Origin of the sequence: Streptococcus suis (assembly GCA_024583055.1) — a bacterium.
Taxonomy (GTDB): domain Bacteria; phylum Bacillota; class Bacilli; order Lactobacillales; family Streptococcaceae; genus Streptococcus; species Streptococcus suis_V.
Genome location: CP102145.1, coordinates 755,716 through 778,591, shown reverse-complemented (window position 1 = coordinate 778,591; position 22,876 = coordinate 755,716). Strand labels below are relative to the sequence as shown.

Annotated in this window: 23 protein-coding genes; 16 read left to right on the top strand and 7 right to left on the bottom strand. The window is 45.0% G+C overall.

The features are described from left to right. Positions 1-6: 6 nt before the first annotated feature. The 7 genes from deoC to NQZ91_03675 all read left to right on the top strand — a co-directional run bounded on the left by deoC (position 7) and on the right by NQZ91_03675 (position 6,504). Positions 7-669 carry a deoxyribose-phosphate aldolase gene (gene deoC, locus NQZ91_03705; protein ID UUM58484.1) on the top strand — a complete coding sequence of 221 codons (663 nt, stop codon included), beginning with the start codon at positions 7-9 and terminating at the stop codon, positions 667-669. Continuing rightward, complete coding sequence (locus NQZ91_03700; protein ID UUM58483.1) at positions 656-1,045, top strand: cytidine deaminase; 390 nt, start codon at positions 656-658, stop codon at positions 1,043-1,045. Before deoC ends, NQZ91_03700 begins: the two co-directional genes overlap by 14 nt. Before the next feature lie 78 nt (positions 1,046-1,123). Further along, on the top strand, positions 1,124-2,194 hold the full coding sequence (locus NQZ91_03695) for a BMP family protein (GenBank protein UUM58482.1): 1,071 nt from the start codon (positions 1,124-1,126) through the stop codon (positions 2,192-2,194). A 174-nt stretch (positions 2,195-2,368) separates the two neighbouring features. After that, complete coding sequence (locus NQZ91_03690) at positions 2,369-3,904, top strand: ABC transporter ATP-binding protein (protein UUM58481.1); 1,536 nt, start codon at positions 2,369-2,371, stop codon at positions 3,902-3,904. Then, a complete protein-coding gene (locus NQZ91_03685) occupies positions 3,897-4,958 on the top strand; it encodes an ABC transporter permease (protein UUM58480.1) in 1,062 nt (353 codons plus the stop codon). The genes NQZ91_03690 and NQZ91_03685 overlap by 8 nt, the downstream gene beginning before the upstream one ends. Before the next feature lies 1 nt (position 4,959). Next, positions 4,960-5,913 carry an ABC transporter permease gene (locus NQZ91_03680; GenBank protein UUM58479.1) on the top strand — a complete coding sequence of 318 codons (954 nt, stop codon included), beginning with the start codon at positions 4,960-4,962 and terminating at the stop codon, positions 5,911-5,913. A gap of 57 nt (positions 5,914-5,970) precedes the next feature. After that, on the top strand, positions 5,971-6,504 hold the full coding sequence (locus tag NQZ91_03675; protein ID UUM58478.1) for a dihydrofolate reductase family protein: 534 nt from the start codon (positions 5,971-5,973) through the stop codon (positions 6,502-6,504). A 32-nt stretch (positions 6,505-6,536) separates the two neighbouring features. Here the strand turns inward: NQZ91_03675 and NQZ91_03670 are convergent, their stop codons facing one another. Continuing rightward, positions 6,537-7,520, bottom strand: a complete 984-nt coding sequence (locus NQZ91_03670) for an L-lactate dehydrogenase (protein UUM58477.1) — start codon at positions 7,518-7,520, stop codon at positions 6,537-6,539. 192 nt (positions 7,521-7,712) lie between these two features. On the opposite strand from NQZ91_03670, the gene gyrA reads away from it, so the two are divergent. The 3 genes from gyrA (at position 7,713) to radC (ending at position 11,667) form a co-directional block, all read left to right on the top strand. After that, the gene (gene gyrA, locus NQZ91_03665) at positions 7,713-10,169 is read left to right on the top strand and encodes a DNA gyrase subunit A (protein ID UUM58476.1); all 2,457 of its coding nucleotides are present in this window, start codon (positions 7,713-7,715) and stop codon (positions 10,167-10,169) included. Continuing rightward, entirely contained in the window at positions 10,169-10,912 is a 744-nt protein-coding gene (locus tag NQZ91_03660) for a class A sortase (GenBank protein ID UUM58475.1), read from the top strand. The genes gyrA and NQZ91_03660 overlap by 1 nt, the downstream gene beginning before the upstream one ends. Before the next feature lie 74 nt (positions 10,913-10,986). Next, positions 10,987-11,667: a DNA repair protein RadC gene (gene radC / locus NQZ91_03655; GenBank protein UUM58474.1), complete on the top strand. Its 681-nt coding sequence runs from the start codon at positions 10,987-10,989 to the stop codon at positions 11,665-11,667. 44 nt (positions 11,668-11,711) lie between these two features. Here radC and NQZ91_03650 read toward each other — a convergent pair whose 3' ends face one another. The 6 genes from NQZ91_03650 to NQZ91_03625 form a co-directional block, all read right to left on the bottom strand. Then, complete coding sequence (locus tag NQZ91_03650) at positions 11,712-12,353, bottom strand: redox-sensing transcriptional repressor Rex (GenBank protein ID UUM58473.1); 642 nt, start codon at positions 12,351-12,353, stop codon at positions 11,712-11,714. A 211-nt stretch (positions 12,354-12,564) separates the two neighbouring features. Further along, positions 12,565-12,765 carry a DUF4649 family protein gene (locus NQZ91_03645; GenBank protein ID UUM58472.1) on the bottom strand — a complete coding sequence of 67 codons (201 nt, stop codon included), beginning with the start codon at positions 12,763-12,765 and terminating at the stop codon, positions 12,565-12,567. A 1-nt stretch (position 12,766) separates the two neighbouring features. Further along, entirely contained in the window at positions 12,767-13,111 is a 345-nt protein-coding gene (locus NQZ91_03640) for a DUF1831 domain-containing protein (GenBank protein ID UUM58471.1), read from the bottom strand. A gap of 1 nt (position 13,112) precedes the next feature. After that, positions 13,113-14,228: a cysteine desulfurase gene (locus NQZ91_03635; protein UUM58470.1), complete on the bottom strand. Its 1,116-nt coding sequence runs from the start codon at positions 14,226-14,228 to the stop codon at positions 13,113-13,115. Between the two features lie 15 nt (positions 14,229-14,243). Further along, positions 14,244-15,215: a ribose-phosphate diphosphokinase gene (locus NQZ91_03630; GenBank protein ID UUM58469.1), complete on the bottom strand. Its 972-nt coding sequence runs from the start codon at positions 15,213-15,215 to the stop codon at positions 14,244-14,246. A gap of 112 nt (positions 15,216-15,327) precedes the next feature. Then, the gene (locus tag NQZ91_03625) at positions 15,328-15,903 is read right to left on the bottom strand and encodes a CYTH domain-containing protein (GenBank protein UUM58468.1); all 576 of its coding nucleotides are present in this window, start codon (positions 15,901-15,903) and stop codon (positions 15,328-15,330) included. A gap of 81 nt (positions 15,904-15,984) precedes the next feature. Between NQZ91_03625 and NQZ91_03620 the strand changes: the two genes are divergently transcribed. Genes NQZ91_03620 through NQZ91_03595 form a run of 6 tightly spaced genes read left to right on the top strand, consistent with a single transcriptional unit; the run spans position 15,985 to position 22,816 of the window. Next, positions 15,985-16,656 carry a GTP pyrophosphokinase family protein gene (locus NQZ91_03620; GenBank protein ID UUM58467.1) on the top strand — a complete coding sequence of 224 codons (672 nt, stop codon included), beginning with the start codon at positions 15,985-15,987 and terminating at the stop codon, positions 16,654-16,656. Beyond that, positions 16,640-17,458 (top strand): NAD kinase, encoded by an 819-nt coding sequence (locus NQZ91_03615; GenBank protein ID UUM58812.1) that lies wholly within the window; start codon positions 16,640-16,642, stop codon positions 17,456-17,458. The genes NQZ91_03620 and NQZ91_03615 overlap by 17 nt, the downstream gene beginning before the upstream one ends. Continuing rightward, complete coding sequence (locus NQZ91_03610; protein UUM58466.1) at positions 17,458-18,351, top strand: RluA family pseudouridine synthase; 894 nt, start codon at positions 17,458-17,460, stop codon at positions 18,349-18,351. Before NQZ91_03615 ends, NQZ91_03610 begins: the two co-directional genes overlap by 1 nt. 20 nt (positions 18,352-18,371) lie before the next feature. Next, positions 18,372-19,358, top strand: a complete 987-nt coding sequence (pta, locus tag NQZ91_03605) for a phosphate acetyltransferase (protein ID UUM58465.1) — start codon at positions 18,372-18,374, stop codon at positions 19,356-19,358. 4 nt (positions 19,359-19,362) lie between these two features. After that, positions 19,363-21,099: an ABC transporter ATP-binding protein/permease gene (locus NQZ91_03600; GenBank protein UUM58464.1), complete on the top strand. Its 1,737-nt coding sequence runs from the start codon at positions 19,363-19,365 to the stop codon at positions 21,097-21,099. Beyond that, complete coding sequence (locus NQZ91_03595) at positions 21,086-22,816, top strand: ABC transporter ATP-binding protein/permease (protein ID UUM58463.1); 1,731 nt, start codon at positions 21,086-21,088, stop codon at positions 22,814-22,816. The genes NQZ91_03600 and NQZ91_03595 overlap by 14 nt, the downstream gene beginning before the upstream one ends. Positions 22,817-22,876: the final 60 nt, after the last annotated feature.

Genomic DNA, 22,876 nt, shown 5'->3' with positions numbered 1-22,876 from the left:
AAACTTATGAAATTAAATAAATATATCGACCATACCATTTTGAAACCTGAATCAACTGAGCAACAGGTTGCAAAGATTATTGAAGAGGCAAAAGAATACGACTTTGCTAGCGTCTGTGTTAATCCAACTTGGGTTGCCTACGCTGCAAAGGGGTTAGCTGGAACAGAGGTCAAGGTTTGTACAGTGATTGGTTTTCCTCTGGGAGCTAACACGCCAGCTGTCAAGGCTTTTGAGACCAAGGATGCGATTGCAAATGGTGCAGACGAGATTGATATGGTCATCAATATTGGTGCCCTCAAATCTCAGAACTATGACCTAGTATTGGAAGATATACAGGCGGTTGTGGAAGCCAGTGGCGATAAATTGGTTAAAGTCATCATCGAAACCTGTCTTTTGACCGATGAGGAAAAGGTGAAGGCTTGTCAATTGTCTCAAGAGGCCGGTGCTGATTTTGTTAAGACTTCTACTGGATTTTCTACAGGTGGTGCGACAGTGGTTGATGTTACCTTGATGCGCCAAACAGTAGGACCAGATATGGGTGTCAAAGCATCTGGTGGTGCGCGTACCTATGAGGATGCCCTTGCCTTTATCGAAGCTGGTGCAACCCGTATTGGTGCATCTTCAGGTGTAGCGATTATGAACGGAGCTGTAGCAGATGGCGACTACTGAGTTGATAAAATTATCTGAGGAAGTGAGTAAGAAAGCCTACGTTCCCTATTCTCATTTTCCAATTGGAGCTGTCTTGGTTGCCAAGGATGGGCAAGTCTTTACAGGTGTTAACATTGAAAACGCCAGCTTTGGCTTGACAAACTGTGGCGAACGAACAGCTATTTTCAAAGCTGTTTCAGAGGGCGTCTTGGATTTTTCTGAGCTGATTGTTTATGGTCAGACAGAGAAACCAGTTTCACCATGCGGTGCTTGTCGCCAGGTCATGGCTGAATTTTTTGATAAGGATTTAAAGGTGACACTTGTTGCCAAAGATCTATCGACAGTCGAGATGACAGTCGGGGAATTACTTCCATATTCTTTTACAGACCTGAACTAGTCTGTAAGACAGTCGTTAGACTGTAGTATTATCACCGCAACGAAAGTTGCAAAAAGAATTTTTTAGGAGGGTTCAGAAATGAACAAGAAACTTGTCGGATTTGGTCTAGCTACTGTTGCAGCTCTTACATTGGCTGCCTGTGGAAGCCGTACTGCAAACAAAGAAGCAGCATCTACAGACTCATCAGAAGTATCAGTTAAGCCAATGATCGTAACAGACATCGGCGGTGTTGATGACCGTTCATTTAACCAGTCAGCTTGGGAAGGTTTGACTGCTTGGGGTGACGAAAATGGTTTGTCAAAAGGTAGCGGCTATGACTACATTCAATCACAAAGTGAATCAGACTACGTAACAAACCTTGACTCAGCTGTTGCTGGTGGTTACAACCTTGTATTCGGTATTGGTTTCGCCTTGGAAACTGCGATTGCTGAAGCGGCTCCAAATAACCCAGAAACTCACTTTGTAATCGTTGACTCAGTTGTTCCAGATCAAGAGAACGTAGTCAGCGTTGGATTTGCAGACCACCAAGCTTCTTACTTGGCAGGTGTTGCAGCTGCTAAATCTACTAAAACAAACCACGTTGGTTTCATCGGTGGTATGGAAGGTGTCGTTATCGACCGCTTTGAAGCTGGTTTCGTAGCTGGTGCTAAGTCTGTAAACCCAGACATCAAAATTACAATCGATTATGCAGGTTCATTCGGTGATGCTGCTAAAGGTCAAACAATCGCTGCTGCTCAATACGCTGCAGGTGCAGACATTATCTTCCACGCATCTGGTGGTACTGGTAATGGTGTATTTGCTGCTGCTAAAGCTGAAAACGAAACTCGTGATGAAGCAGATAAAGTTTGGGTAATCGGTGTTGACCGTGACCAATCTGCTGAAGGTGTTTACACTTCTAAAGACGGTAAAGAATCTAACTTCGTATTGGCATCAACCATCAAAGAAGTTGGTACTTCAGTTAAAGACATCACTGAAAAAGCAGTTAAAGGTGAATTCCCTGGTGGTACAGTTGTTCAATTCTCACTTGCTGACAAAGGTGTAGAATTGGCTGAAACAAACCTTTCTGAAGATGCTTCTAAAGCTGTCGCAGACGCTAAACAAGCAATCTTGGATGGTAAAGTTGAAGTTCCAGAAACACCAGAAAAATAAGCTGAATAACAGTTAGTTTTCCGAAGTGGCGGCCTATCGGTCGCCCTTTTCGGAGCTGAGATTTTTCTCAGTAAAGCCTATCAAATGGTGGTAGGTTTTACTGACAAAAATGGTACAATAGTTATGTGAAAACGATTTTTCGTTTAGCGATTGTAGTCAGAAAGGAAATAGATTATGACTAAGGATTATGTCATTGAGATGCGTGAAATCACCAAAATTTTTGGTGAGTTTGTTGCGAATGACCACATCAATTTGAATGTCAGACGTGGTGAAATCCATGCCCTGCTCGGTGAGAATGGTGCCGGTAAATCAACATTGATGAACATGCTGGCTGGTCTCTTGGAACCGACTAGCGGTGAAATTGTTATCAATGGTCAACCAGTTAACATTGATTCACCTTCTAGGGCAGCCCACTTGGGTATCGGGATGGTTCACCAGCACTTTATGTTGGTGGATGCCTTTACAGTTGCGGAAAATATTATCCTCGGTAGTGAGACAACCAAGGGCGGTGTGATTGACCTCAAGAAGGCTATTGTTGAGATTAAAGAGCTTTCCCAGAAATATGGTTTGGAAGTTGACCCAACTGCCAAGGTTGCGGATATTTCGGTCGGTGCTCAACAGCGTGTTGAAATCTTGAAAACTCTCTATCGCGGAGCTGACTTGCTCATTTTCGACGAACCTACGGCTGTTTTGACTCCCGCGGAAATTGCAGAGCTCTTGAAGATTATGAAGACCCTGGTTTCTGAAGGCAAATCCATCATCTTGATTACCCATAAGCTGGATGAGATTCGTGCGGTTGCTGATACGGTAACGGTTATCCGTCGTGGTAAATCAATCGAGACAGTTCCTGTCGGAGATGCAACCAACCAAGACTTAGCTGAGTGGATGGTAGGCCGTTCTGTTTCCTTTAAAACAGAGAAAATTCCTGCCAATCCAAAAGAAGTCATTTTGTCTATTAAGGATTTGGTTGTTAATGAAAACCGTGGAATTCCAGCTGTTAAGGGCTTGAATTTGGAAGTCCGTGCTGGCGAAGTCGTCGGTATCGCAGGTATCGATGGAAATGGTCAGAGTGAGCTCATTCAGGCCATTACAGGTCTCCGTAAGGTCAAATCTGGTTCTATCAAGATTAAGGGTGAAGAAGTGGTTGGTAAGACCCCTCGTAAGATTACAGAGATGCAGGTCAGCCACGTACCAGAAGACCGTCACCGCGATGGTTTGGTCCTTCCAATGACGGTAGCCGAAAATATTTCTCTACAGACCTACTACAAAGAACCCGTTTCTAAGAATGGTATTTTGAACTACAACGTTATCAATGAAAAAGCCCGTCAATTGATGCAAGAATTCGATGTTCGCGGTGCCAGTGAATTGGTTCCTGCCAAGGCACTTTCTGGTGGTAACCAGCAGAAAGCTATTATCGCTCGTGAAGTGGACCGTAATCCTGATCTCTTGATTGTTAGCCAACCGACCCGTGGTTTGGACGTTGGTGCTATTGAATACATCCGTAAGCGTCTCATTGCCGAGCGTGATAAAGGGAAAGCTGTTTTGGTTGTCAGCTTTGAATTGGATGAAATCTTGGATGTTTCAGACCGTATTGCAGTTATCCATGATGGTGTCATCCACGGTATCGTTGACCCTGCTAAGACCAACAAGCAAGAGCTCGGTGTGTTGATGGCAGGTGGTCACATTGAGAAAGGAGAAGAACATGCTTAAGAAATATCAAAATCTGATCCTTCCTTTACTTGCTGTTGTGAGCGGTCTTGTATTGGGATCAATTGTCATGTTGATTTTTGGCTATGACCCAATCTGGGGCTATGAGGAATTGTTCTACTCAGCCTTCGGTACTATCAAGTCTGTCGGTGAAATTTTCCGTGCTATGGCACCGCTGATTTTCACTGCCCTTGGTTTTGCGGTGGCGAGTCGTGCTGGTTTCTTCAACGTCGGTTTGTCAGGTCAAGCTTATGTAGGCTGGATTTTTGCAGGCTGGTTTGCCTTGGCTAATCCAGATTTACCTCGTCCAGTCTTGATTTTGGCAACGGTAATCATTGCTATGTTAGCTGGTGGTATTGCTGGAGCCATTCCTGGTGTTCTCCGTGCCTATCTGGGAACCAGTGAGGTCATCGTGACCATCATGATGAACTACATCTTACTCTATTCTGGGAACTACATTATCCGTGATATTTTCTCAGATGATTTGATGAAAAATACGGACTCGTCTATCAACGTTTCGGCCAATGCTTCCTATCAAACAGAGTGGTTGCGGGCTTTGACAGACAATTCGCGTATGAATATCGGTATCTTCTTTGCCATTATCGCTGTTATTGTTATCTGGTTCCTCTTGACCAAGACGACACTTGGTTTTGAAATCCGTTCGGTTGGTATCAACCCGACAGCGTCTGATTATGCAGGTATGTCGGCAAAACGGACTATCATCTTGTCTATGATTATTTCAGGTGCACTTGCTGGCCTGGGTGGAGCTATCCAAGGTTTGGGTACCTTCCAGAATGTCTATATTCAAAGTGGTAACCTGGATATTGGTTTCAACGGTATGTCTGTTGCTCTTCTAGCAACTAACTCACCGCTTGGTATTCCATTTGCGGCCTTCCTCTTCGGTGCCCTATCTGTAGGTGCTCCAGGTATGGTTCGTGCTCAGATTCCACCAGAATTGATCAACGTTGTAACAGCGTCTATCATCTTCTTCATCGGTGTGAAATTTATCTTTGAGCAGTTACTCAACTCAAAAAAGAAAGCGAAAGGGGTAAAATAAGATGAACTTGACTATTTTAACGCTACTCATTTCGCAAATGCTGATTTATTCAGCGCCATTGATTTTCACCAGTCTAGGTGGTGTGTTCTCTGAGCGTGGTGGTATTGTCAATGTCGGTCTGGAAGGGATTATGGTTATTGGTGCCTTTGCTGGAGTTGTCTTCAATATTGAATTTGCTGAGACCTTTGGTAAAGCTACCCCGCTATTAGCAGTGATTGTTGGTGGTTTGGCTGGAGTTGTCTTTGCAGCAATCCATGCCATGGCGACCATTAACTTCCGCGCGGACCACGTCGTGTCAGGTACGGTACTCAACCTCTTAGCACCAGCTCTCGGTGTCTTCCTAGTTAAGGTTATTTACAATAAAGGTCAGACAGATAGTATTCGTCAATCATTTGGTAAATTCTCTTTCCCGGTGTTGGCAGATATTCCGGTCTTGGGGGACCTCTTCTTCAAGAACACCAGTTTGATGGGCTACGTCGCGATTGCAACAGCCTTCCTATCTTGGTTTGTCCTGTATAAAACGAAATTCGGTTTGCGTCTCCGTTCAGTTGGTGAGCACCCACAAGCGGCTGATACACTGGGTATTAACGTTTATGCTATGCGTTACGCGGGTGTATTGATTGCCGGTTTTCTTGGCGGTGTTGGAGGAGCAGTAAGTGCTCAATCGGTAAACATCAACTTTTCAGCGACAACCATCGTTGGTTCAGGTTTCATTGCCCTGGCTGCTGTTATCTTTGGTAAATGGAATCCGCTTGGTGCTATGTTAGCCAGTCTCTTCTTTGGTTTGTCACAAAGTTTGGCGGTTATCGGTAGCCAGTTGCCAGGCTTGAAAGATATTCCGACCGTTTACCTGCAAATTGCACCTTACTTGATTACCGTTATTGCCCTGTCTGCCTTCTTTGGTAAAGCTGTGGCACCAAAAGCCGACGGTATCAACTATATCAAATCAAAATAGCTATACAACAAGAACCCTCAGCATTTGTTGAGGGTTCTGCCTTTTGAAAGGAGATTTATGCGTCGGTTAGTACTAAATATTGCCATGAGTTTAGACGGCTACATCGCCAGAACGGATGGTTCTTACGATTGGATACAAGGGCATGGAACAACTGACTATGATACGAGCCTGCAGTTTGATAATGAAGCTTTTTTCAAATCGTGTGATACGGTTATTATGGGCAGAAAATCACTAGAAGATTGTCCTCTGGAAATGATTGCCGGATATGAGGAGAAGGAGTTTATCATTGCTAGTCGCCATCAACAGCCCAGCTATGACAATGTCCGCTTTGTTTCAAATATTGTTGATGTAATCAAAAAGTTGAAAGGAGAAGATGGTTCAGATATCTGGTTGTTTGGTGGCGCTCAACTCGTTCAAATTTGTCTTAAGGAAAGATTGATTGATCATTTTATTATCGGGATTATACCAACTATTTTAGGAAATGGCATTCGTCTCTTTGATTTTTTAGCAGAAGAGCAGACATTGACTTTGGTCGAATCAACTGTGACAGATGGCATCGCCATGCTCCGCTATGATGTGCGAGATAAATAAAAGATGAGCTAAATCAACTCATCTTTTTTATCTTAGTTTTTGATTGCAGCTGCGATTTCAGGGTTAGCAAATGCGTCGTCCATGATATCTTTCAACTGTTTTGCAGAAGCTTGCATTTTTTGCAATTCAGCTTCGTTCAATGGGATGTTTACTGGACGAACGATACCATGTGCGCCGATGATAGCTGGTTGACCGATGAAGACATCTTCAACACCTTGGTATTGACCAGCTTGGTAAACTGACAATGGAAGTACAGCATTTTCATCATCAAAGATTGCTTTAGTGATACGGGCAAGGGCAACACCGATACCGTAGTAAGTAGCACCTTTTTTATTGATGATTGAGTAAGCAGCATCACGAACGGATACAAACAAGTCAACAAGACCTTGCTCATCGATATCTCGGTTGTCTTGCAACCAGTCGTACAATTTCACACCAGCAACGTTAGCGTGTGACCACACAGCGAACTCAGAGTCACCGTGCTCACCCATGATGTAGGCGTGGACGGAACGAGCGTCGATACCAATCTTATCAGCCAATGCTTGACGGAAACGAGCTGAGTCAAGTGAAGTACCTGAACCGATAACGCGCTCTTTAGGGAAGCCTGAGAATTTCCAAGTTGAGTAAGTCAAGATATCAACTGGGTTAGCAGCGACGAGGAAGATACCGTCGAAACCAGACTTAACGATTTCAGAAACGATTTGTTGGTTGATACGGAGGTTTTTCTCTACCAATTCAAGGCGAGTTTCACCTGGTTTTTGTGGCAAACCTGCTGTCAAGACAACAAGGTCAGCATCGTGAGCATCAGAGTACTCAGCAGAATAAATTTTCTTTGGTGAAGTGAAGGCCAAAGCGTGGCTCAAATCTTCCGCGTCACCTTGTGTACGGTCCTTATTGATATCAATGATACCCAATTCTTGACCAATACCTTGGTTGACAAGGGCATAAGCATAAGCTGAACCTACGGCACCATCACCGACAAGGATCACTTTTTTGTGTTGTTTAGTTGCAGTCATCTTCTAAACATCTCCTTAGTTTTATTTAGGGGGCATGTTGTCCCCTGACCACATTCCATTCTAGCACTTTTCCTGTGGTTTGTCACTTGGAAATAGGGACTTGAAAATGTTTACATAGCAATTTCCAAGTCAGAAAAGAGCCCCAGAATATGGTATAATAGTAGTAAGAATGCAGTTGAAATGAGGCATAGAATGCAAGATAAAAACTTAGTGACGGTGAATCTGACCAACGAAATGAAAAGCTCATTCATTGACTATGCGATGAGTGTCATTGTTTCTCGTGCACTGCCAGATGTGCGTGACGGTCTTAAGCCGGTTCATCGCCGTATTTTGTATGGAATGAACGAATTGGGAATCACTCCCGACAAGCCCCATAAGAAATCTGCCCGTATCACGGGTGATGTTATGGGTAAATACCATCCGCATGGGGATTCTGCCATCTATGAGGCCATGGTCCGTATGGCCCAGTGGTGGTCTTATCGCCACATGTTAGTTGATGGTCACGGGAACTTTGGTTCCATGGACGGGGACGGTGCCGCTGCCCAGCGTTACACTGAAGCTCGGATGAGCAAGATTGCGTTAGAAATGCTGCGTGATATTAACAAAAATACCGTTAATTTCGCGGACAACTATGATTCCAGCGAGCGTGAGCCAGAGGTATTGCCAGCACGATTCCCCAACCTTTTGGTCAACGGGACGACAGGTATCGCCGTTGGTATGGCGACCAATATTCCGCCGCATAATCTGGGTGAAACCATTGATGCGGTCAAGCTGGTTATGGACAATCCAGAAGTCACCACTCGTGAAATTATGGAGGTTTTACCGGGGCCTGACTTTCCAACGGGAGCCCTGGTTATGGGTAAATCAGGTATTCACCGTGCTTACGAGACTGGTAAGGGATCGATTACAATGCGCTCGCGCACGGAGATTGAAGAATATGGCAATGGCCGTGAGCGGATTGTTGTAACGGAATTTCCTTACATGGTCAACAAATCCAAGGTTCAAGAACATATCGTTCGCTTGGTGCAGGAAAAACGGATTGACGGTATTACCGCGGTCCGTGATGAGTCCAACCGTGAGGGTGTTCGTTTCGTCATTGAGGTGCGTCGTGATGCCTCTGCCAACGTGATTTTGAACAATCTCTTCAAGCAGACCCAGCTCCAAACCAACTTTAGTTTCAACATGTTGGCTATTCAAAATGGTGTTCCGAAAATCCTTTCTGTTCGTCAGATTTTGGAATCCTATATCGAGCATCAAAAAGAAGTAGTAACCCGTCGGACCCAGTTTGACAAGGAGAAGGCTGAGGCACGTGCCCATATTTTAGAAGGCTTGCTGATTGCGCTGGATCATATTGACGAGGTTATTCGTATCATCCGCAATTCGGAAACGGATGCTATTGCCCAAGCAGAATTGATGGCCAAATTCAATCTTTCAGAGCGTCAGAGCCAGGCTATTCTGGATATGCGTCTCCGTCGTCTAACAGGATTGGAACGTGATAAGATTCAGTCTGAATATGATGAATTGATAGCTTTGATTGCTGATTTGGCGGATATTTTGGCCAAGCCAGAGCGTGTGATTCTCATCATCAAAGAAGAGCTGGACGAAGTGAAGCGCAAGTATGCGGATGAACGTCGGACAGAATTGATGGTCGGTGAGGTCTTGTCACTAGAAGACGAGGACTTGATTGAAGAGTCAGATGTCTTGATTACCTTGTCAAACCAGGGCTATATCAAGCGTTTGGCCCAGGATGAATTCCATGCTCAGAAACGTGGTGGACGCGGTGTTCAGGGGACAGGTGTCAAGGACGACGACTTTGTCCGTGAACTGGTGTCAACCAGCACCCATGACCGTCTGCTCTTCTTTACCAACAAAGGCCGTGTTTACCGTCTGAAAGGTTACGAAATTCCTGAATACGGTCGGACCGCCAAGGGCTTGCCAGTGGTCAATCTCCTCAAACTGGAGGAAAATGAGTCCATCCAGACCATTATCAATGTGACCAAGGAGCAGGAAGATGGCCATTATCTCTTCTTTGCGACCCGTCAGGGGATTGTCAAACGTACCAGTGTGTCCGAATTTGGCAATATCCGTCAAAATGGTCTCAAGGCTCTGAATTTGAAAGAAGATGATGAACTCATCAATGTTTTCTTGACAGATGGTCAGGCAGACGTCATTATGGGAACCAAGTTTGGCTATAGTGTACGCTTTACGGAGACAGCTGTCCGCGGTATGAGCCGTATTGCAACGGGTGTCAAAGGGATTACCCTGCGAGACGGTGACCAGGTGGTCGGAGCGACCATGATTTCCGATGACCAGGAAGTTCTGGTGCTATCTGAGAAGGGCTTTGGCAAACGGACGCCTGCGAGTGAGTATCCGACAAAAGGTCGTGGTGGTAAGGGAGTTATCACCATGAAAGTGGCAGAAAAGAATGGTCCATTGGCTGGATTGATTACGGTGTCAGGCACTGAGGACATCATGGTGATTACTGATACAGGTGTCATTATTCGGACCAGCGTTGCCAATATTTCGCAAACAGGTCGTTCGACTATGGGTGTCAAGGTAATGAGACTGGATCAGGAAGCGAAAATCATGACCTTTGCACTGGTTGATGCCGCAGAAGACGAAGAAAATACGAAAGAAGAGGATAAGTAATGACAAAGGATAAGAAAAGGAAAGCAAGACGGGGGTCATGGTTGAGAAATCTTGCAGCAGGTCTCCTAATGCTCATCTCGCTAGCCTTGATTTTCAACACATCTATCCGCAATATGATGATTGCCTGGAACAGTAATAAGTATCAGGTAACCAAAGTATCCAAGGAAGAAATTGCTAGCAATAAAGAGGTGGACACTACATTTGATTTTGCTCAAGTAGAATCTATCTCTACTGAAGCTGTTATGAAGGCCCAGTGGGAAGCGCAGCAGCTGCCAGTTATTGGAGGGATTGCTATCCCAGATTTGAAGATTAACTTGCCAATTTTCAAAGGTCTTTCAAACGTTGCCCTCATGTATGGAGCGGGCACCATGAAAGAAACACAAGAAATGGGTAAAGGCAACTATTCGCTAGCCAGCCACCATATTTTTGGTATGGCTGGAGCCAGTGAAACTCTCTTTTCTCCTCTTGAAAATGCCAAAGAGGGGATGAAGATTTATCTGACTGACAAGGAAAACATCTATGTTTATAACGTGAAAAGTGTTCAGTCAGTGACGCCTGATAGTGTCTATGTCATCGATGATGTTGAAGGGCAAAATGAGATTACGCTGGTTACCTGTGAAGACTTGGCTGCCACCATGCGGACCATTGTTAAGGGCGACTTAGAAGAAGTGATTCCTTATGACCAGGCTGATGGCGAAACACTCAAATACTTTGAACAAACATATAATCAGGTTCAACTATAAATTGATTTGTCAAAAGGGTAGAATTTCTATCCTTTTTTCAATTTTTTTACGAACAGATAGGTGAGGAGGATTTTATGTATCAAATTGATTTTAAGGAAGAAGCACTGATGCCCCGTGAACGCTTGTTAGAATTGGGGCCGGAACGCCTGAGTAACCAGGAACTCCTGGCTATTTTCATCCGTACGGGTACAAAAAAGGAGCCGGTTTCTATCTTGTCCAACAATCTACATAATCAGCTGGAAAATCTGGCGGCTCTAAGGGATTTGTCTATTGAGGAATTGCAGAGCTTGACTGGGATTGGTCGGGTCAAGGCGATTGAGATAAAGGCCATGATTGAGCTTGGTAAGCGCATCAATCAGTCTGAGATTTTGCTCAACGATCGTATTTTGGGTAGTGAAAAACTGGGGCGTAAAATGATTCAGGAGATTGGACAGCAGAAGCAGGAGCATCTGGTCGCCCTCTATCTCAACACTCAGAATCAGGTCATCCACCAAAAAACAGTCTTTATCGGCAGTGTCAATCGCAGTATCGCAGAGCCCAGGGAGATTTTACATTATGCAGTCAAGTGTATGGCGACCTCGATTATCATTGTTCACAATCATCCGTCAGGCTCTGTACAGCCGAGTAAAAACGATTTGCTCTTTACTAAAAATTTGAAGGATTCTTGTGAGACTTTGGGTCTGGTTCTCTTGGATCATCTGATTGTCGGGCAGAAGGACTATTATTCTTTCAGGGAAGAGAGTGAATTATTTTAGTATCAAAAAACAGGGCTAGTCGAAACTAACCCTGTTTTGCTCTCTTATTCGCCTTTTCTCATAAAATACAGGAGTGTTTGCAGTTCGCTGGTCAAATCCACATATTGGACAACCACATCTTTTGGTACAGAGAGGTTAACTGGTGAGAAGCTGAGGATTCCTTTGACACCGGACTTAACTAGCACATCAGCTACTTCCTGGGCTTTAACACTTGGGACGGTCAAGATGGCAGTTTGTGAATCAGCCTCGGCAATCCGTTCCTTCAATTCAGAAATGGCATAGATTGGAATAGATTCATCAACTGTGCCCACAGCTGGATTATCATCTGCTTCAAAAGCCATAACAATCTTCATTTTATTTCGCTCGTGGAACTTATAGTGGAGTAGGGCACGTCCCATGTTACCAACCCCTATGAGCATAACGTTGGTGATGGAATTGTCATTTAAAATTTCAGCAAAAAATTCCATCAATTTTTGGACGTCATAGCCAAAACCACGGCGACCTAGTTCACCGAAATAAGAAAAATCACGGCGGACAGTTGCAGAATCAATTCCGATAGCTTCTGCAATATCTTTTGAGCTGGCCTTGTCAATATTGCTAGCGTGGAATCGCTTGAAAATGCGGTAATATAAGGAAAGTCGCTTGGCCGTGGCCCGGGGGATGTCAGCGTTTTTTATGTTCTTCACTCTTTTCTCCTTCTAGCTGTAGGACACCTGTTACTGGTCAGATAGATTTCACAATCTTTTGTAAATCGTATCAAAAATTTGCAAGGGATTGCAAAACCGATAACATCACTATCAGCTTGTTTGTTAATTCACTTCTTTCTTCTATTTTAGTCTATGTTTGTGAAAAAATCAACAGATTGATTTGAAAAAAAGACCAAACAACTCGGTCTTTCTATAGGGTTTGAAAATAGCGATAGAGGTCTCCGACGGTGCCTTGGAAGTCAAGAGCTTGTCCGTCCTTGAGAATGCGGGTAACAGGGTAATAATCTGGTAGGGTGACACAGCCTGCAAAGGCCAATTTAGCCTCATCCAGATTATCAAATTGTTGAACTCGTTCTAGTTTGTAGGCATCAGTGTAGTAGATTTCAATCATCTTAGGCCTCTTTTGTAAATATATCTCGGTCGACCAGGCTATCCATGAGGAAGTAGAATTTTTCCTGAATAACTGGATTGCTGCCTGGTTTGAAAATGTTAATCAAACGAAGACCAGACTTGTCTGTGATGTTGATTTTGAAACCAGTCAAATCTTGGTTGATGATAATTTTCAAGAGGAAACCTTGCCCAGAATTGGGAACTTCTTCTAGTAGGCGTTCCAGCTGATAGTGGCCAGCCTTGGTTTGCTCAAAGGTATTGTCACGCAGGGTGTATTTTTTGATACCCGAGCTGATATGATAGGTAAAGTTACAATCTTTTAAGTGTACAGTTTTTTCAAATGCCATTTTATCCTCCTATTATCTTGTGTAATTCAGTGATGAGTGCATCAATATCAGCAGTCGTATTGCTTTCTGAGAAACTGATGCGGATGGATTCTTTCAGTCGTGGAGAATCTTTTCCATACATAGCCTCAAGGACATGACTGTTTTGTACAACACCTGCTGTGCAGGCAGAACCACTTGAAACTGCGATTCCGGCTAGATCTAGGCGCATGAGCACCTGCTCATTGAGTTGACCAGGAAAGCCAAGATTGATGATATGAGGAAGGTGGTCGCCAGTTTGATTGATGTAGTAGTCGGTGTCGGCCAGGTGGTAGATGAGGTGTTCTTTTAGGGAAGTGATGTATTGAAGATCTTGGTCCCTTTTAGCAGTTTGCTCTTTGAGGGCTGTGGCCATCGCTGCAATGGCAGGGAGGTTTTCTGTTCCTGCACGATGTTGATTTTCTTGCTTACCGCCATGTATGAGTGCATCAAATTTAGGCAATCTTGAATAGAGGAAACCAATACCTTTTGGGCCATGAAATTTATGGGCAGCAGCAGATAGGAAATCAATTCCTAGTTTTTCAGGCTGAACAGGCAATTTTCCCATGACCTGCACTGCATCAACATGGAAAACTGCCTGGTGGTCTGTTAGTAACTGTCCAATTTCTTGGATAGGGAGCAGTTGGCCAGTTTCATTATTGGCAAACATGGTGCTGACCAGAATGGTGTCTGGTCTAAGTGCATCTTTGATCTGCTGGGCTGTGATGATTTGGTCGATTGGCTGGATATAGGTCACTTCAAAGCCAAAGCGTTCCTCCAGATACTGCATGGTATGGAGGACTGCATGGTGTTCAATGGCAGTAGTGATAAGGTGTTTGCCCTTGTCTTGATGGGCCAGAGCATAGCCTTGAATGGCTAAATTATTGGCCTCAGAGCCTCCAGATGTGAAGATTAAGTTATCAGGACGGACCGACAAGATATCAGCTATATCCTGTCGTGCCTGTCTGAGAACCTGATTAGCCTTACGACCAGCACCGTGGATGCTAGACGGATTGCCATAGATGTCTGCAGCGACTTCCGTCATCCGTTCTAGGGCAGCCGGTGACAGGGCAGTCGTAGCTGCATTATCTAAATAAATCAAGTGTAACTCCTAGTTTTATTTAAGTGGGCTGTTAAATTTGAAAAGTGGGCTCAATGGCTGGTGTTCTTGAATGCGGTGGATAGCGTCAGCAATCAAGTTGCTAGCCGTGATGAAAGCAATATTATTAGGATGTTGTTCCTTGCTGGCAACAGAGTCTGTGACCAAAATTTCCTTGATAGGAGAGTTGTCCAAGAGTTCCGCAGCAGTCCCAGCGAAAAGTCCATGACTGGCAACGGCGTAAATTTCAGTTGCACCACCGTCTTGAACAATTTTGGATGCTTGAGAGAAAGTGCGACCTGTATTTAGAATATCGTCGACCAGGATGGCTTTCTTCCCAGCAACATCACCGATGATATAGCCTTCGGCACGTTCCGAATCGTCTTGGGCGTAGTCAATGATAGCAATCGGTGCATTCAAAAATTCTGCGATGTTACGAGCGCGCTTGATTCCTGAATTTTTGGGACTAACGATGACCACATCGTCGTTGCAGAGGCCTTTTTCCATGTAGTAGGACGCAAAGAGTGGCTCTGTCAGGAGATTATCCACTGGAATATCAAAGAAACCTTGAATCTGTGATGCGTGGAGGTCCAGGGTCAGAACGCGGTCGACACCGGCTTTTACCAACATATTTGCTACTAGTTTAGCAGTGATTGGTTCGCGTGGAGAGGCTGTGCGGTCTTGACGAGCGTAGCCAAAATACGGCATGACAGCGGTGATGGTGTTGGCAGAGGCACGCTTACAAGCGTCAATCATAATCAAGAGTTCCCACAAGTGATTGTTGACTGGGTAGCTAGTTGATTGGATGATATAGACATCAACACCACGGACTGATTCCTCAATGTTAATCTGGATTTCACCATCAGAAAATTGACGTGAAGACATTTTTCCAAGAGGAATACCGGCTGATTCTGCAATTTTTTCAGCGATATCACGGTTACTGTTGAGCGAGAATAATTTAATGTTATGTTCACCAAGTGGTTGTACCATTTTGACTAACTCCTTTTTATAACCCTACTTTTTCATAAAAGCAATGAAACATAGATAGATTTATTTTACCAAAAAAACGGACAATTTTCAGTAGTAAAGTCAAAAATCAGCCTTATTGGGCTGATTTTATCTGGGCTGCGGTGCGGGCGACCTTGCTGCTGGCGTATTTGAATTGGATGGATTGTTTTTTTAAGTAGTCGTCAAAGAGGATTTTGCCTTCTTCGGCATCGGCTACTTCAACCTCTAGTTCATAATCATGGATGCCGGCATAGTCATTTTCATCCAGGGCCATGAGACCGATAGAGGTCTCTTTTTCATAGCGTTTGGTGGTCAAGCTACCCCAGACGGCTAGGTTATCAAGAGGGACACCGGTGGCTGAAATGATGTCAGTAATCTGTCCTTTTGGCAGTTGAAAATTGGTCAGCAATTTTCGTGCAGTATCGATGTCTAGATCTTGATTGTATTCCTGATTGCCAATCTCCTGGGGAATTTTTAGGGTCAGCTCTGCCATGTCCTCAAAGGTCCGAATACGGAGGGAAAATCGGTTACTTTTCATATCTAAATCCGGCGTGTCTATGTAGTGATTGGTCTGCATGACAGGCTGGACATCTGCGAAATCGGGTAGCAGTCGAAGATATTCAGATTTGGTTAATAATGTTTTGTACTCAATTTCCAGATGGTTTTTCATACTGTAAACCCCTTTCATATGGTATAATAATCTTTGTGTTATTCTAATACAATTTATAGGATTTGACAAGAAAGGAGCCGTATGGAGTTTAATTGGGAAGAATTTTTAGACCCCTATATTCAGACTGTCGGGGAGTTGAAAATTAAGCTGCGTGGTATTCGAAAGCAGTACCGCAAGTTTAACCGCCATTCTCCCATTGAATTTGTGACGGGGCGGGTCAAGCCTATCGAGTCTATTCAGGAAAAGATGGCTCTGCGGCATATCAAGCTGGAAAATCTGGCCCAGGACATGCAGGACATTGCCGGTCTGAGGATCATGGTCCAGTTTGTGGATGACATTGAGGAGGTCTTGGCTATTTTGCGCAAGCGCAAGGACATGCAGATTGTCCATGAGCGGGACTATATCAAGTACATGAAAGCATCGGGCTATCGTTCCTATCATGTGGTCGTTGAGTATCCGGTGGATACGATCAATGGCAGCAAGACCGTCCTAGCAGAAATCCAGATTCGAACACTTTCTATGAACTTTTGGGCGACTATTGAACATTCGCTTAATTACAAGTATAAGGGAAATTTCCCTGAGGAAATCAAGAAACGGCTGGAAATTACAGCCAAGATTGCCTACGAACTAGACGAGGAGATGCGTAAAATCCGCAACGACATTCAGGAGGCTCAGGCTCTTTTTGACCCTGCCCACCGCAAGCTGAATGACGGTGTCGGAAATAGTGATGATTCAGATGAAGAATACAGATAGAAAAAAAATCGCTCTGCTCGCCAGCCGAAATCCCAAGAGTGAGGCGGTGTCTAAGGAACTTTGGACCAAGCTCAAAGAGGCGAATTTTATCCTCACACCCAAGAATCCAGATATTGTCATTTCCATTGGTGGAGATGGCATGCTCCTGTCGGCCTTTCATAAGTATGAGAAACTCATCGATAGGGTCCGCTTTGTCGGTATTCATACGGGGCATCTGGGTTTTTACACGGATTATCGGGATTTTGAAGTGGACAAGCTAGTAGAGAATTTGAAGTTGGACAGGGGAGCTCGTGTTTCCTATCCCATTCTTAATGTCAAGGTCAAACTCAATGATGGCCGGGTAATCACGGCGCGCGCCCTCAATGAGGCGACTATCAAGCGCCTGACCAAGACCATGGTGGCTGATATTATCATCAACCATGTTCCCTTCGAGCGTTTTCGTGGGGATGGCATATCGGTATCGACACCGACTGGCTCAACGGCCTACAATAAGTCGCTGGGGGGCGCTGTCCTTCATCCGACTATTGAGGCTCTGCAGATTGCAGAAGTGGCCAGTCTGAACAATCGGGTCTACCGGACGCTGGGGTCATCAGTCGTAGTACCGAAAAAGGACAAGATTGTTATCGAGCCCCAGCATGATGACCGCTATTCTATTGCAGTGGACAATAAGACCTATGTCTACGACAATATTAAGAGCATTGAATACCAGATTGACAATAGTAAAATCCATTTTGTCGCATCGCCCAGCCATACTAGCTTTTGGAATCGGGTCAAAGATGCCTTTATCGGCGAGGTGGAGTAATGCGGTTTGAATTTATAGCCGACCAGCACACCAAAATCAAGACCTTCCTGAAGAAACACGGGGTGTCCAAGGGATTGCTGGCTAAAATCAAGTACACTGGTGGTGCTATTTTGGTTAACGACCAGCCACAGAATGCTACTTACTTGCTTGATATTGGCGATAGAGTTACAATTGATATACCAGCTGAAGCGGATTTGACAGGTAGTTTGGAACCTATTTCCTTTCCCCTGGACATTGTCTACGAGGATGACCATTTTTTAGCTATCAATAAGCCGGTTGGCTATGCCTCCATTCCTAGCAGTCTTCATTCGTCGACCATTGCCAACTTTGTCAAGGGTTACTTGGTCGAGCAGGACTATGAAAACAAGCAGGTCCACATAGTGACTCGTCTGGATAGGGATACGTCTGGGGTCATGCTCTTTGCTAAGCACGGCTATGCCCATGCTAGATTGGACAAGCAATTGCAGGCAAAGCTTATCCATAAACGCTACTATGCTCTGGTCAAGGGTGAGGGGAAGCTGGATGCAGAAGGGGAGATTATCGCTCCTATCGGCAGACCGGCTGATAGCATCATTACTCGAATTGTGACCAAGGAGGGCAAGTATGCCCACACTTCTTATAGAGTTGTGCAATCATGGGGAGATATTCATTTGGTAGACATTCAGTTGCACACTGGTCGAACACACCAGATTCGTGTCCATTTTTCCCACATTGGATTTCCTTTGCTTGGGGATGATATGTATGGTGGCAGTTTAGAATGTGGTATTCAACGTCAGGCCTTGCATTGTCACAATTTGGCTTTTGACAATCCCTTCTCAGCCCAAAGGATTGACTTGGAAGCTCCACTTCCAGACGATTTTCAGGCTGTTATTACATCGTTAACTAATAAATAATATTTAAAAGGAGAATTTAAATGGAAATTCGGAATTTATTTGGTGAAATGAAGCAAAAAATCGTAGGTAAAAAACTACGTATCGTTTTCCCAGAAGGTACAGATGAGCGCGTCGTGCGTGCAGCAGCTCGTTTGAAATTTGAAGGTTTGGTAGAGCCTATCATCCTGGGTGTGCCGGAAGATGTTCATACTTTGTTGACAGACTTTGGTTTCTCAAACCCTGGGATCACAGTTATTGATCCTAACAATTACGCAAACTTCGATGCCATGAAGCATGAATTTGTTACTCTTCGTAAAGGCAAGGTTGATGAAGCACAGGCAGATGAAATTTTGCGTGATGTCAACTACTTTGGTGTGATGTTGGTGCAAATGGGATTAGCAGAAGGGATGGTTTCTGGTGCGATCCACTCAACAGCAGATACTGTACGTCCTGCCCTTCAAATTATTAAGACAAAACCAGGTGTAAAACGTACTTCAGGTGTCTTCTTGATGGTTAAAGACCAGCACAAGTTTGTCTTTGGAGACTGTGCAATTAACATTGAACCAGATGCAGAAACCTTGGCTGAGATTGCCATCCAATCAGCAGAAACGGCTAAGACATTTGGAATCGATCCAAAAGTGGCTATGATTTCATACTCAACAAAAGGGTCAGGTTCAGGTCCACGTGTTGATAAGGTAGTGGAAGCAACTCGCTTGGCTCAGGAACTTCGTCCAGATCTATTGATTGATGGAGAATTGCAGATGGATGCTGCCCTGGTTCCAGATACAGCTCGTTTGAAAGCACCTGGAAGTCCAGTAGCAGGTCAAGCCAATGTCTTTGTCTTCCCGGCTATTGAAGCAGGAAACATTACTTACAAGGTTGTAGAGCGTCTTGGTGGTTATGAGGCGGTTGGCCCAGTTTTACAAGGTTTGAATAAACCAGTAAATGACCTGTCTCGCGGTTGTAGTTCAGAAGACGTCTACAAACTTGGTATTATCACAGCAGCTCAGGCTGTAGACGCTTTGTAAGCTTATGACATTTATCCTACGATATGTCAGGGATTACCTGAAAGAAGTTACGCTAGCTCCTCTATTCAAACTGTTGGAGGCATGCTTTGAACTCCTTGTTCCCTTGGCTATTGCCCATATCGTTGATACAATTATTCCACATGGCAATCAGGGGGACCTGGTTGCTATGCTTTTACTCCTGACAGGGTTGGCAATTGTGGGAGTTCTAGTATCTATTTTAGGGCAATATTATTCAGCCAAGGCAGCAGTTGGGGTGACCAAGCAGTTGACAGAGGACCTGTTTGAAAAAGTCTTATCTTTGCCGCAAGCTAGTCAGGATAATTTGTCCCGCTCATCAATTTTGACGCGCTTGACCAGTGATACCTTGCAGATTCAAGCAGGAATCAATATTTTCTTGCGCCTGTTTCTACGGGCTCCGATTGTGGTCTTTGGTGCTCTCTTCATGGCCTTCTATATCAGTCCTAGCCTTTCTCTCTATTTTCTGGGGATGATTGCTGTTTTGCTGGTGATTGCGGCAGGCATTACGGTGGCTGTCAGTCGCTATCTCTTATCGATTCGTAGAGATTTGGATAGCTTGGTAGGGCAGGTGCGTGAAACGGTTACGGGCTGGCGGGTCATTCGTGCCTTTGGCCAGGTAGCGAGAGAAGTTGCTCAATTTCAAGCCCTCAATCTGGCCTATAAAAATAGACAGTTACAGGCTGGTTACTGGTCTAGCCTGCTGTCGCCACTGACTTTTCTGGTGGTTAATGCGACCTTGATGATTTTGATTTGGCAGGGAAATCTAGCCATTTCTAACAATCTGCTAGAGCAAGGGATGCTGATTGCCCTAATCAATTATCTCTTGCAAATCTTGGCGGAGCTGGTCAAGATGGTCATGGTTGTCTCATCTATCAACCAGTCTTATATCGCTGGTCAACGGATTCAGGAAATTTTCAAGCAAGAATCCGAAGACCTGGAAGGCACTCTGCCAGTCCTGCAAGCCAATGACCCAGCTGATGTTTTTGCACTATACAAGCTGGATTTTGCCTATCCCAATGCTGCTGAACAGGCCCTGTCAGGAATTTCTATTCATATAAAGAAAGGCCAGTTTATCGGCATCATCGGTGGTACGGGTGCTGGTAAGACGACCTTGGTCAATCTCTTACAGGCCTTTTATCCGATGCCAGCTAATCAATTGATGCATTTTATTGATGGAAAGAGTCTTGTGAATCTCAAAACCTGGCGGGCTAATTGTGCCACCGTTGCCCAGCAGGCCCAGCTCTTTGCTGGAACAGTCCGCTCAAATCTTACCTTGGGACTGGCTGATAGTTCCGAAGAACGCATTTGGTGGGCCCTGAAGATTGCTCAGGCGGATGGATTTGTGGCAGAAAAGGGCGGTTTGGATAGTCCTGTAGCAGCCTTTGGGAAGAATTTTTCCGGTGGACAACGGCAACGGCTGACCATTGCGCGTGCTCTCTTGAAAGAAGCACCTGTTTTGATTTTGGATGATGCGACGTCGGCCCTGGACTATCTGACAGAGAGCCGTCTCTTGCAGGCTATCAAGGAGGAATTGCCTGACCAAACCTTGATTATGGTGTCTCAACGGACCAATAGCCTGAAGACGGCGGATCAAATTTTGGTGCTGGACCAGGGACAGCAGGTGGGGCTAGGTCGTCATCAAGACTTGCTAGAAAGCTCTGCTATTTACCGTGAAATTGACCAATCCCAGCATGGAGAGGAGAGCAGCCATGAAGAAAACTAGTCTGCATCAATTGACGGGACTGGTCCTAAAACAGCCCATTCGTCTGACTCTGCTCTTGCTGGCGACACTGGCTCAGGTCCTTCTGACCGTCTATCTTCCTATCCTTATCGGTCGGGCAGTCGACGCGGTCTTGGTAGCAGATAGCCAGGTCTTGCTGGAGATTCTGCTGCAGATGTTTGTCGTCATTCTGGCCAATGGCCTGGTCCAGTGGTATCTGCCCTTGGTCACCAATCGCCTGGTCTATGATATGGTGGCAGACTTGCGGGAGCAGGTCTATGTCAAATTGCACCAGTTGCCCCTTTCCTATCTGGATAGGCAGTCAACGGGGGACTTGGTTGCACGATTTTCCAGTGATAGTGAACAGCTGACTAACGGTCTTTTGATGGTCTTCAACCAGTTTTTCGCTGGAATTTTGACCATTCTCTTGACCATTTTTACCATGGCAGGTTTGGATTTTGTCATGATGCTTTTGGTTGTTGCCTTGACCCCGCTGTCTCTTTTTGTGGCGCGTTTTATTGCCAAGAAGAGCTATACTTACTACAGTCGCCAGACCCAGGCGCGTGGGCAGCAAGCTCAGCTCTTAGAGGAGACCATTAGCCAGCTCAGTCTGGTGCAGGCCTTCAATGCCCAAGACCAGTTTAAGAAGCAGTTCCAGCAGGTCAATGGCGACTACGCTCATTATTTGCAGAAGGCAATATTTGCTTCGTCTACGGTTAATCCGACTACCCGATTTGTCAATGCCCTGATTTATGCGCTTTTGACAGGTCTTGGAGCACTTCGCATCATGCAGGGGACCTTTACAGTCGGCTCTCTGACCACCTTTCTCAACTATGCCAGCCAGTACAGCAAGCCTTTTAACGATATTTCTTCTGTCCTATCGGAATTGCAGAGCGCTTTAGCTTGTGCAGACAGGCTCTTTGCTCTTGTTAATCTAGCTAGCGAAGAGGATAGGGCAGAGCGGACAATTGACTCGGATCAGTTGCAGGGGGCTATTTCCTTTGAAAATGTATCTTTCTCTTATCAGCCTGAAAAATCGCTCATTGAGGACCTGACGATTGATGTTACCTCTGGTCAAAAGGTGGCTATTGTTGGTCCGACTGGCGCAGGGAAATCGACCATGATTAATCTGCTCATGCGTTTTTACGATGTCAATGCTGGTCAGATTGTCCTGGATGGTGTGCCTATTTCCCAATACAGCCGAGAGGATTTGCGGCGGCAGATTGGCATGGTTCTCCAAGAAACCTGGATAAAATCAGGAACTATCCATGAAAATATTGCCTATGGATATCCTCATGCGACTAGGGAATGGGTTATCGAGGTGGCCAAGGCAGCCAATGCGGATTTCTTTATTCGTCAATTGCCCCAAGGTTATGATACTGTCCTGACAGATGGTGGCGCCTCTCTATCGCAGGGTCAACGGCAATTGCTGTCGATTGCGCGCGTTTTTGTCAAAATCCCTAAAATCTTAATTTTGGATGAGGCGACCTCGTCGATTGACACACGGACGGAGTTATTGGTTCAAGAAGCCTTTGCCAAATTGATGCAGGGACGGACCAGCTTTATCATTGCCCATCGCCTATCAACCATCCAATCAGCTGACTTGATTTTGGTCATGGTAGATGGAAAAATTGTCGAACAAGGTAATCATAGGGAATTGATGGATGCGCAAGGTTTTTATTACCAGATGCAGATGAGCCAGCAGGCTGCTGAACAGTAGGTAAGTAACATTTCATACTACAGACAGGGAGTTAGTAACAGCTAGCTCCCTGTCTTTGTG

Excerpts from the sequence above, each read along its gene's own strand:
- NQZ91_03680 (UUM58479.1), top strand. The coding sequence starts at position 4,960 with ATGAACTTGACTATTTTAACGCTACTCATTTCGCAAATGCTGATTTAT.
- NQZ91_03640 (UUM58471.1), bottom strand. The coding sequence starts at position 13,111 with ATGGCATTTGAAAAAACTGTACACTTAAAAGATTGTAACTTTACCTAT.
- NQZ91_03670 (UUM58477.1), bottom strand. The coding sequence starts at position 7,520 with ATGACTGCAACTAAACAACACAAAAAAGTGATCCTTGTCGGTGATGGT.
- NQZ91_03595 (UUM58463.1), top strand. The coding sequence starts at position 21,086 with ATGAAGAAAACTAGTCTGCATCAATTGACGGGACTGGTCCTAAAACAG.
- NQZ91_03690 (UUM58481.1), top strand. The coding sequence starts at position 2,369 with ATGACTAAGGATTATGTCATTGAGATGCGTGAAATCACCAAAATTTTT.
- NQZ91_03600 (UUM58464.1), top strand. The coding sequence starts at position 19,363 with ATGACATTTATCCTACGATATGTCAGGGATTACCTGAAAGAAGTTACG.
- NQZ91_03615 (UUM58812.1), top strand. The coding sequence starts at position 16,640 with ATGAAGAATACAGATAGAAAAAAAATCGCTCTGCTCGCCAGCCGAAAT.
- NQZ91_03630 (UUM58469.1), bottom strand. The coding sequence starts at position 15,215 with ATGGTACAACCACTTGGTGAACATAACATTAAATTATTCTCGCTCAAC.
- NQZ91_03685 (UUM58480.1), top strand. The coding sequence starts at position 3,897 with ATGCTTAAGAAATATCAAAATCTGATCCTTCCTTTACTTGCTGTTGTG.
- NQZ91_03700 (UUM58483.1), top strand. The coding sequence starts at position 656 with ATGGCGACTACTGAGTTGATAAAATTATCTGAGGAAGTGAGTAAGAAA.
- gyrA (UUM58476.1), top strand. The coding sequence starts at position 7,713 with ATGCAAGATAAAAACTTAGTGACGGTGAATCTGACCAACGAAATGAAA.
- NQZ91_03645 (UUM58472.1), bottom strand. The coding sequence starts at position 12,765 with ATGATTGAAATCTACTACACTGATGCCTACAAACTAGAACGAGTTCAA.
- radC (UUM58474.1), top strand. The coding sequence starts at position 10,987 with ATGTATCAAATTGATTTTAAGGAAGAAGCACTGATGCCCCGTGAACGC.
- NQZ91_03620 (UUM58467.1), top strand. The coding sequence starts at position 15,985 with ATGGAGTTTAATTGGGAAGAATTTTTAGACCCCTATATTCAGACTGTC.
- NQZ91_03695 (UUM58482.1), top strand. The coding sequence starts at position 1,124 with ATGAACAAGAAACTTGTCGGATTTGGTCTAGCTACTGTTGCAGCTCTT.
- NQZ91_03610 (UUM58466.1), top strand. The coding sequence starts at position 17,458 with ATGCGGTTTGAATTTATAGCCGACCAGCACACCAAAATCAAGACCTTC.
- deoC (UUM58484.1), top strand. The coding sequence starts at position 7 with ATGAAATTAAATAAATATATCGACCATACCATTTTGAAACCTGAATCA.
- NQZ91_03675 (UUM58478.1), top strand. The coding sequence starts at position 5,971 with ATGCGTCGGTTAGTACTAAATATTGCCATGAGTTTAGACGGCTACATC.
- pta (UUM58465.1), top strand. The coding sequence starts at position 18,372 with ATGGAAATTCGGAATTTATTTGGTGAAATGAAGCAAAAAATCGTAGGT.
- NQZ91_03625 (UUM58468.1), bottom strand. The coding sequence starts at position 15,903 with ATGAAAAACCATCTGGAAATTGAGTACAAAACATTATTAACCAAATCT.
- NQZ91_03660 (UUM58475.1), top strand. The coding sequence starts at position 10,169 with ATGACAAAGGATAAGAAAAGGAAAGCAAGACGGGGGTCATGGTTGAGA.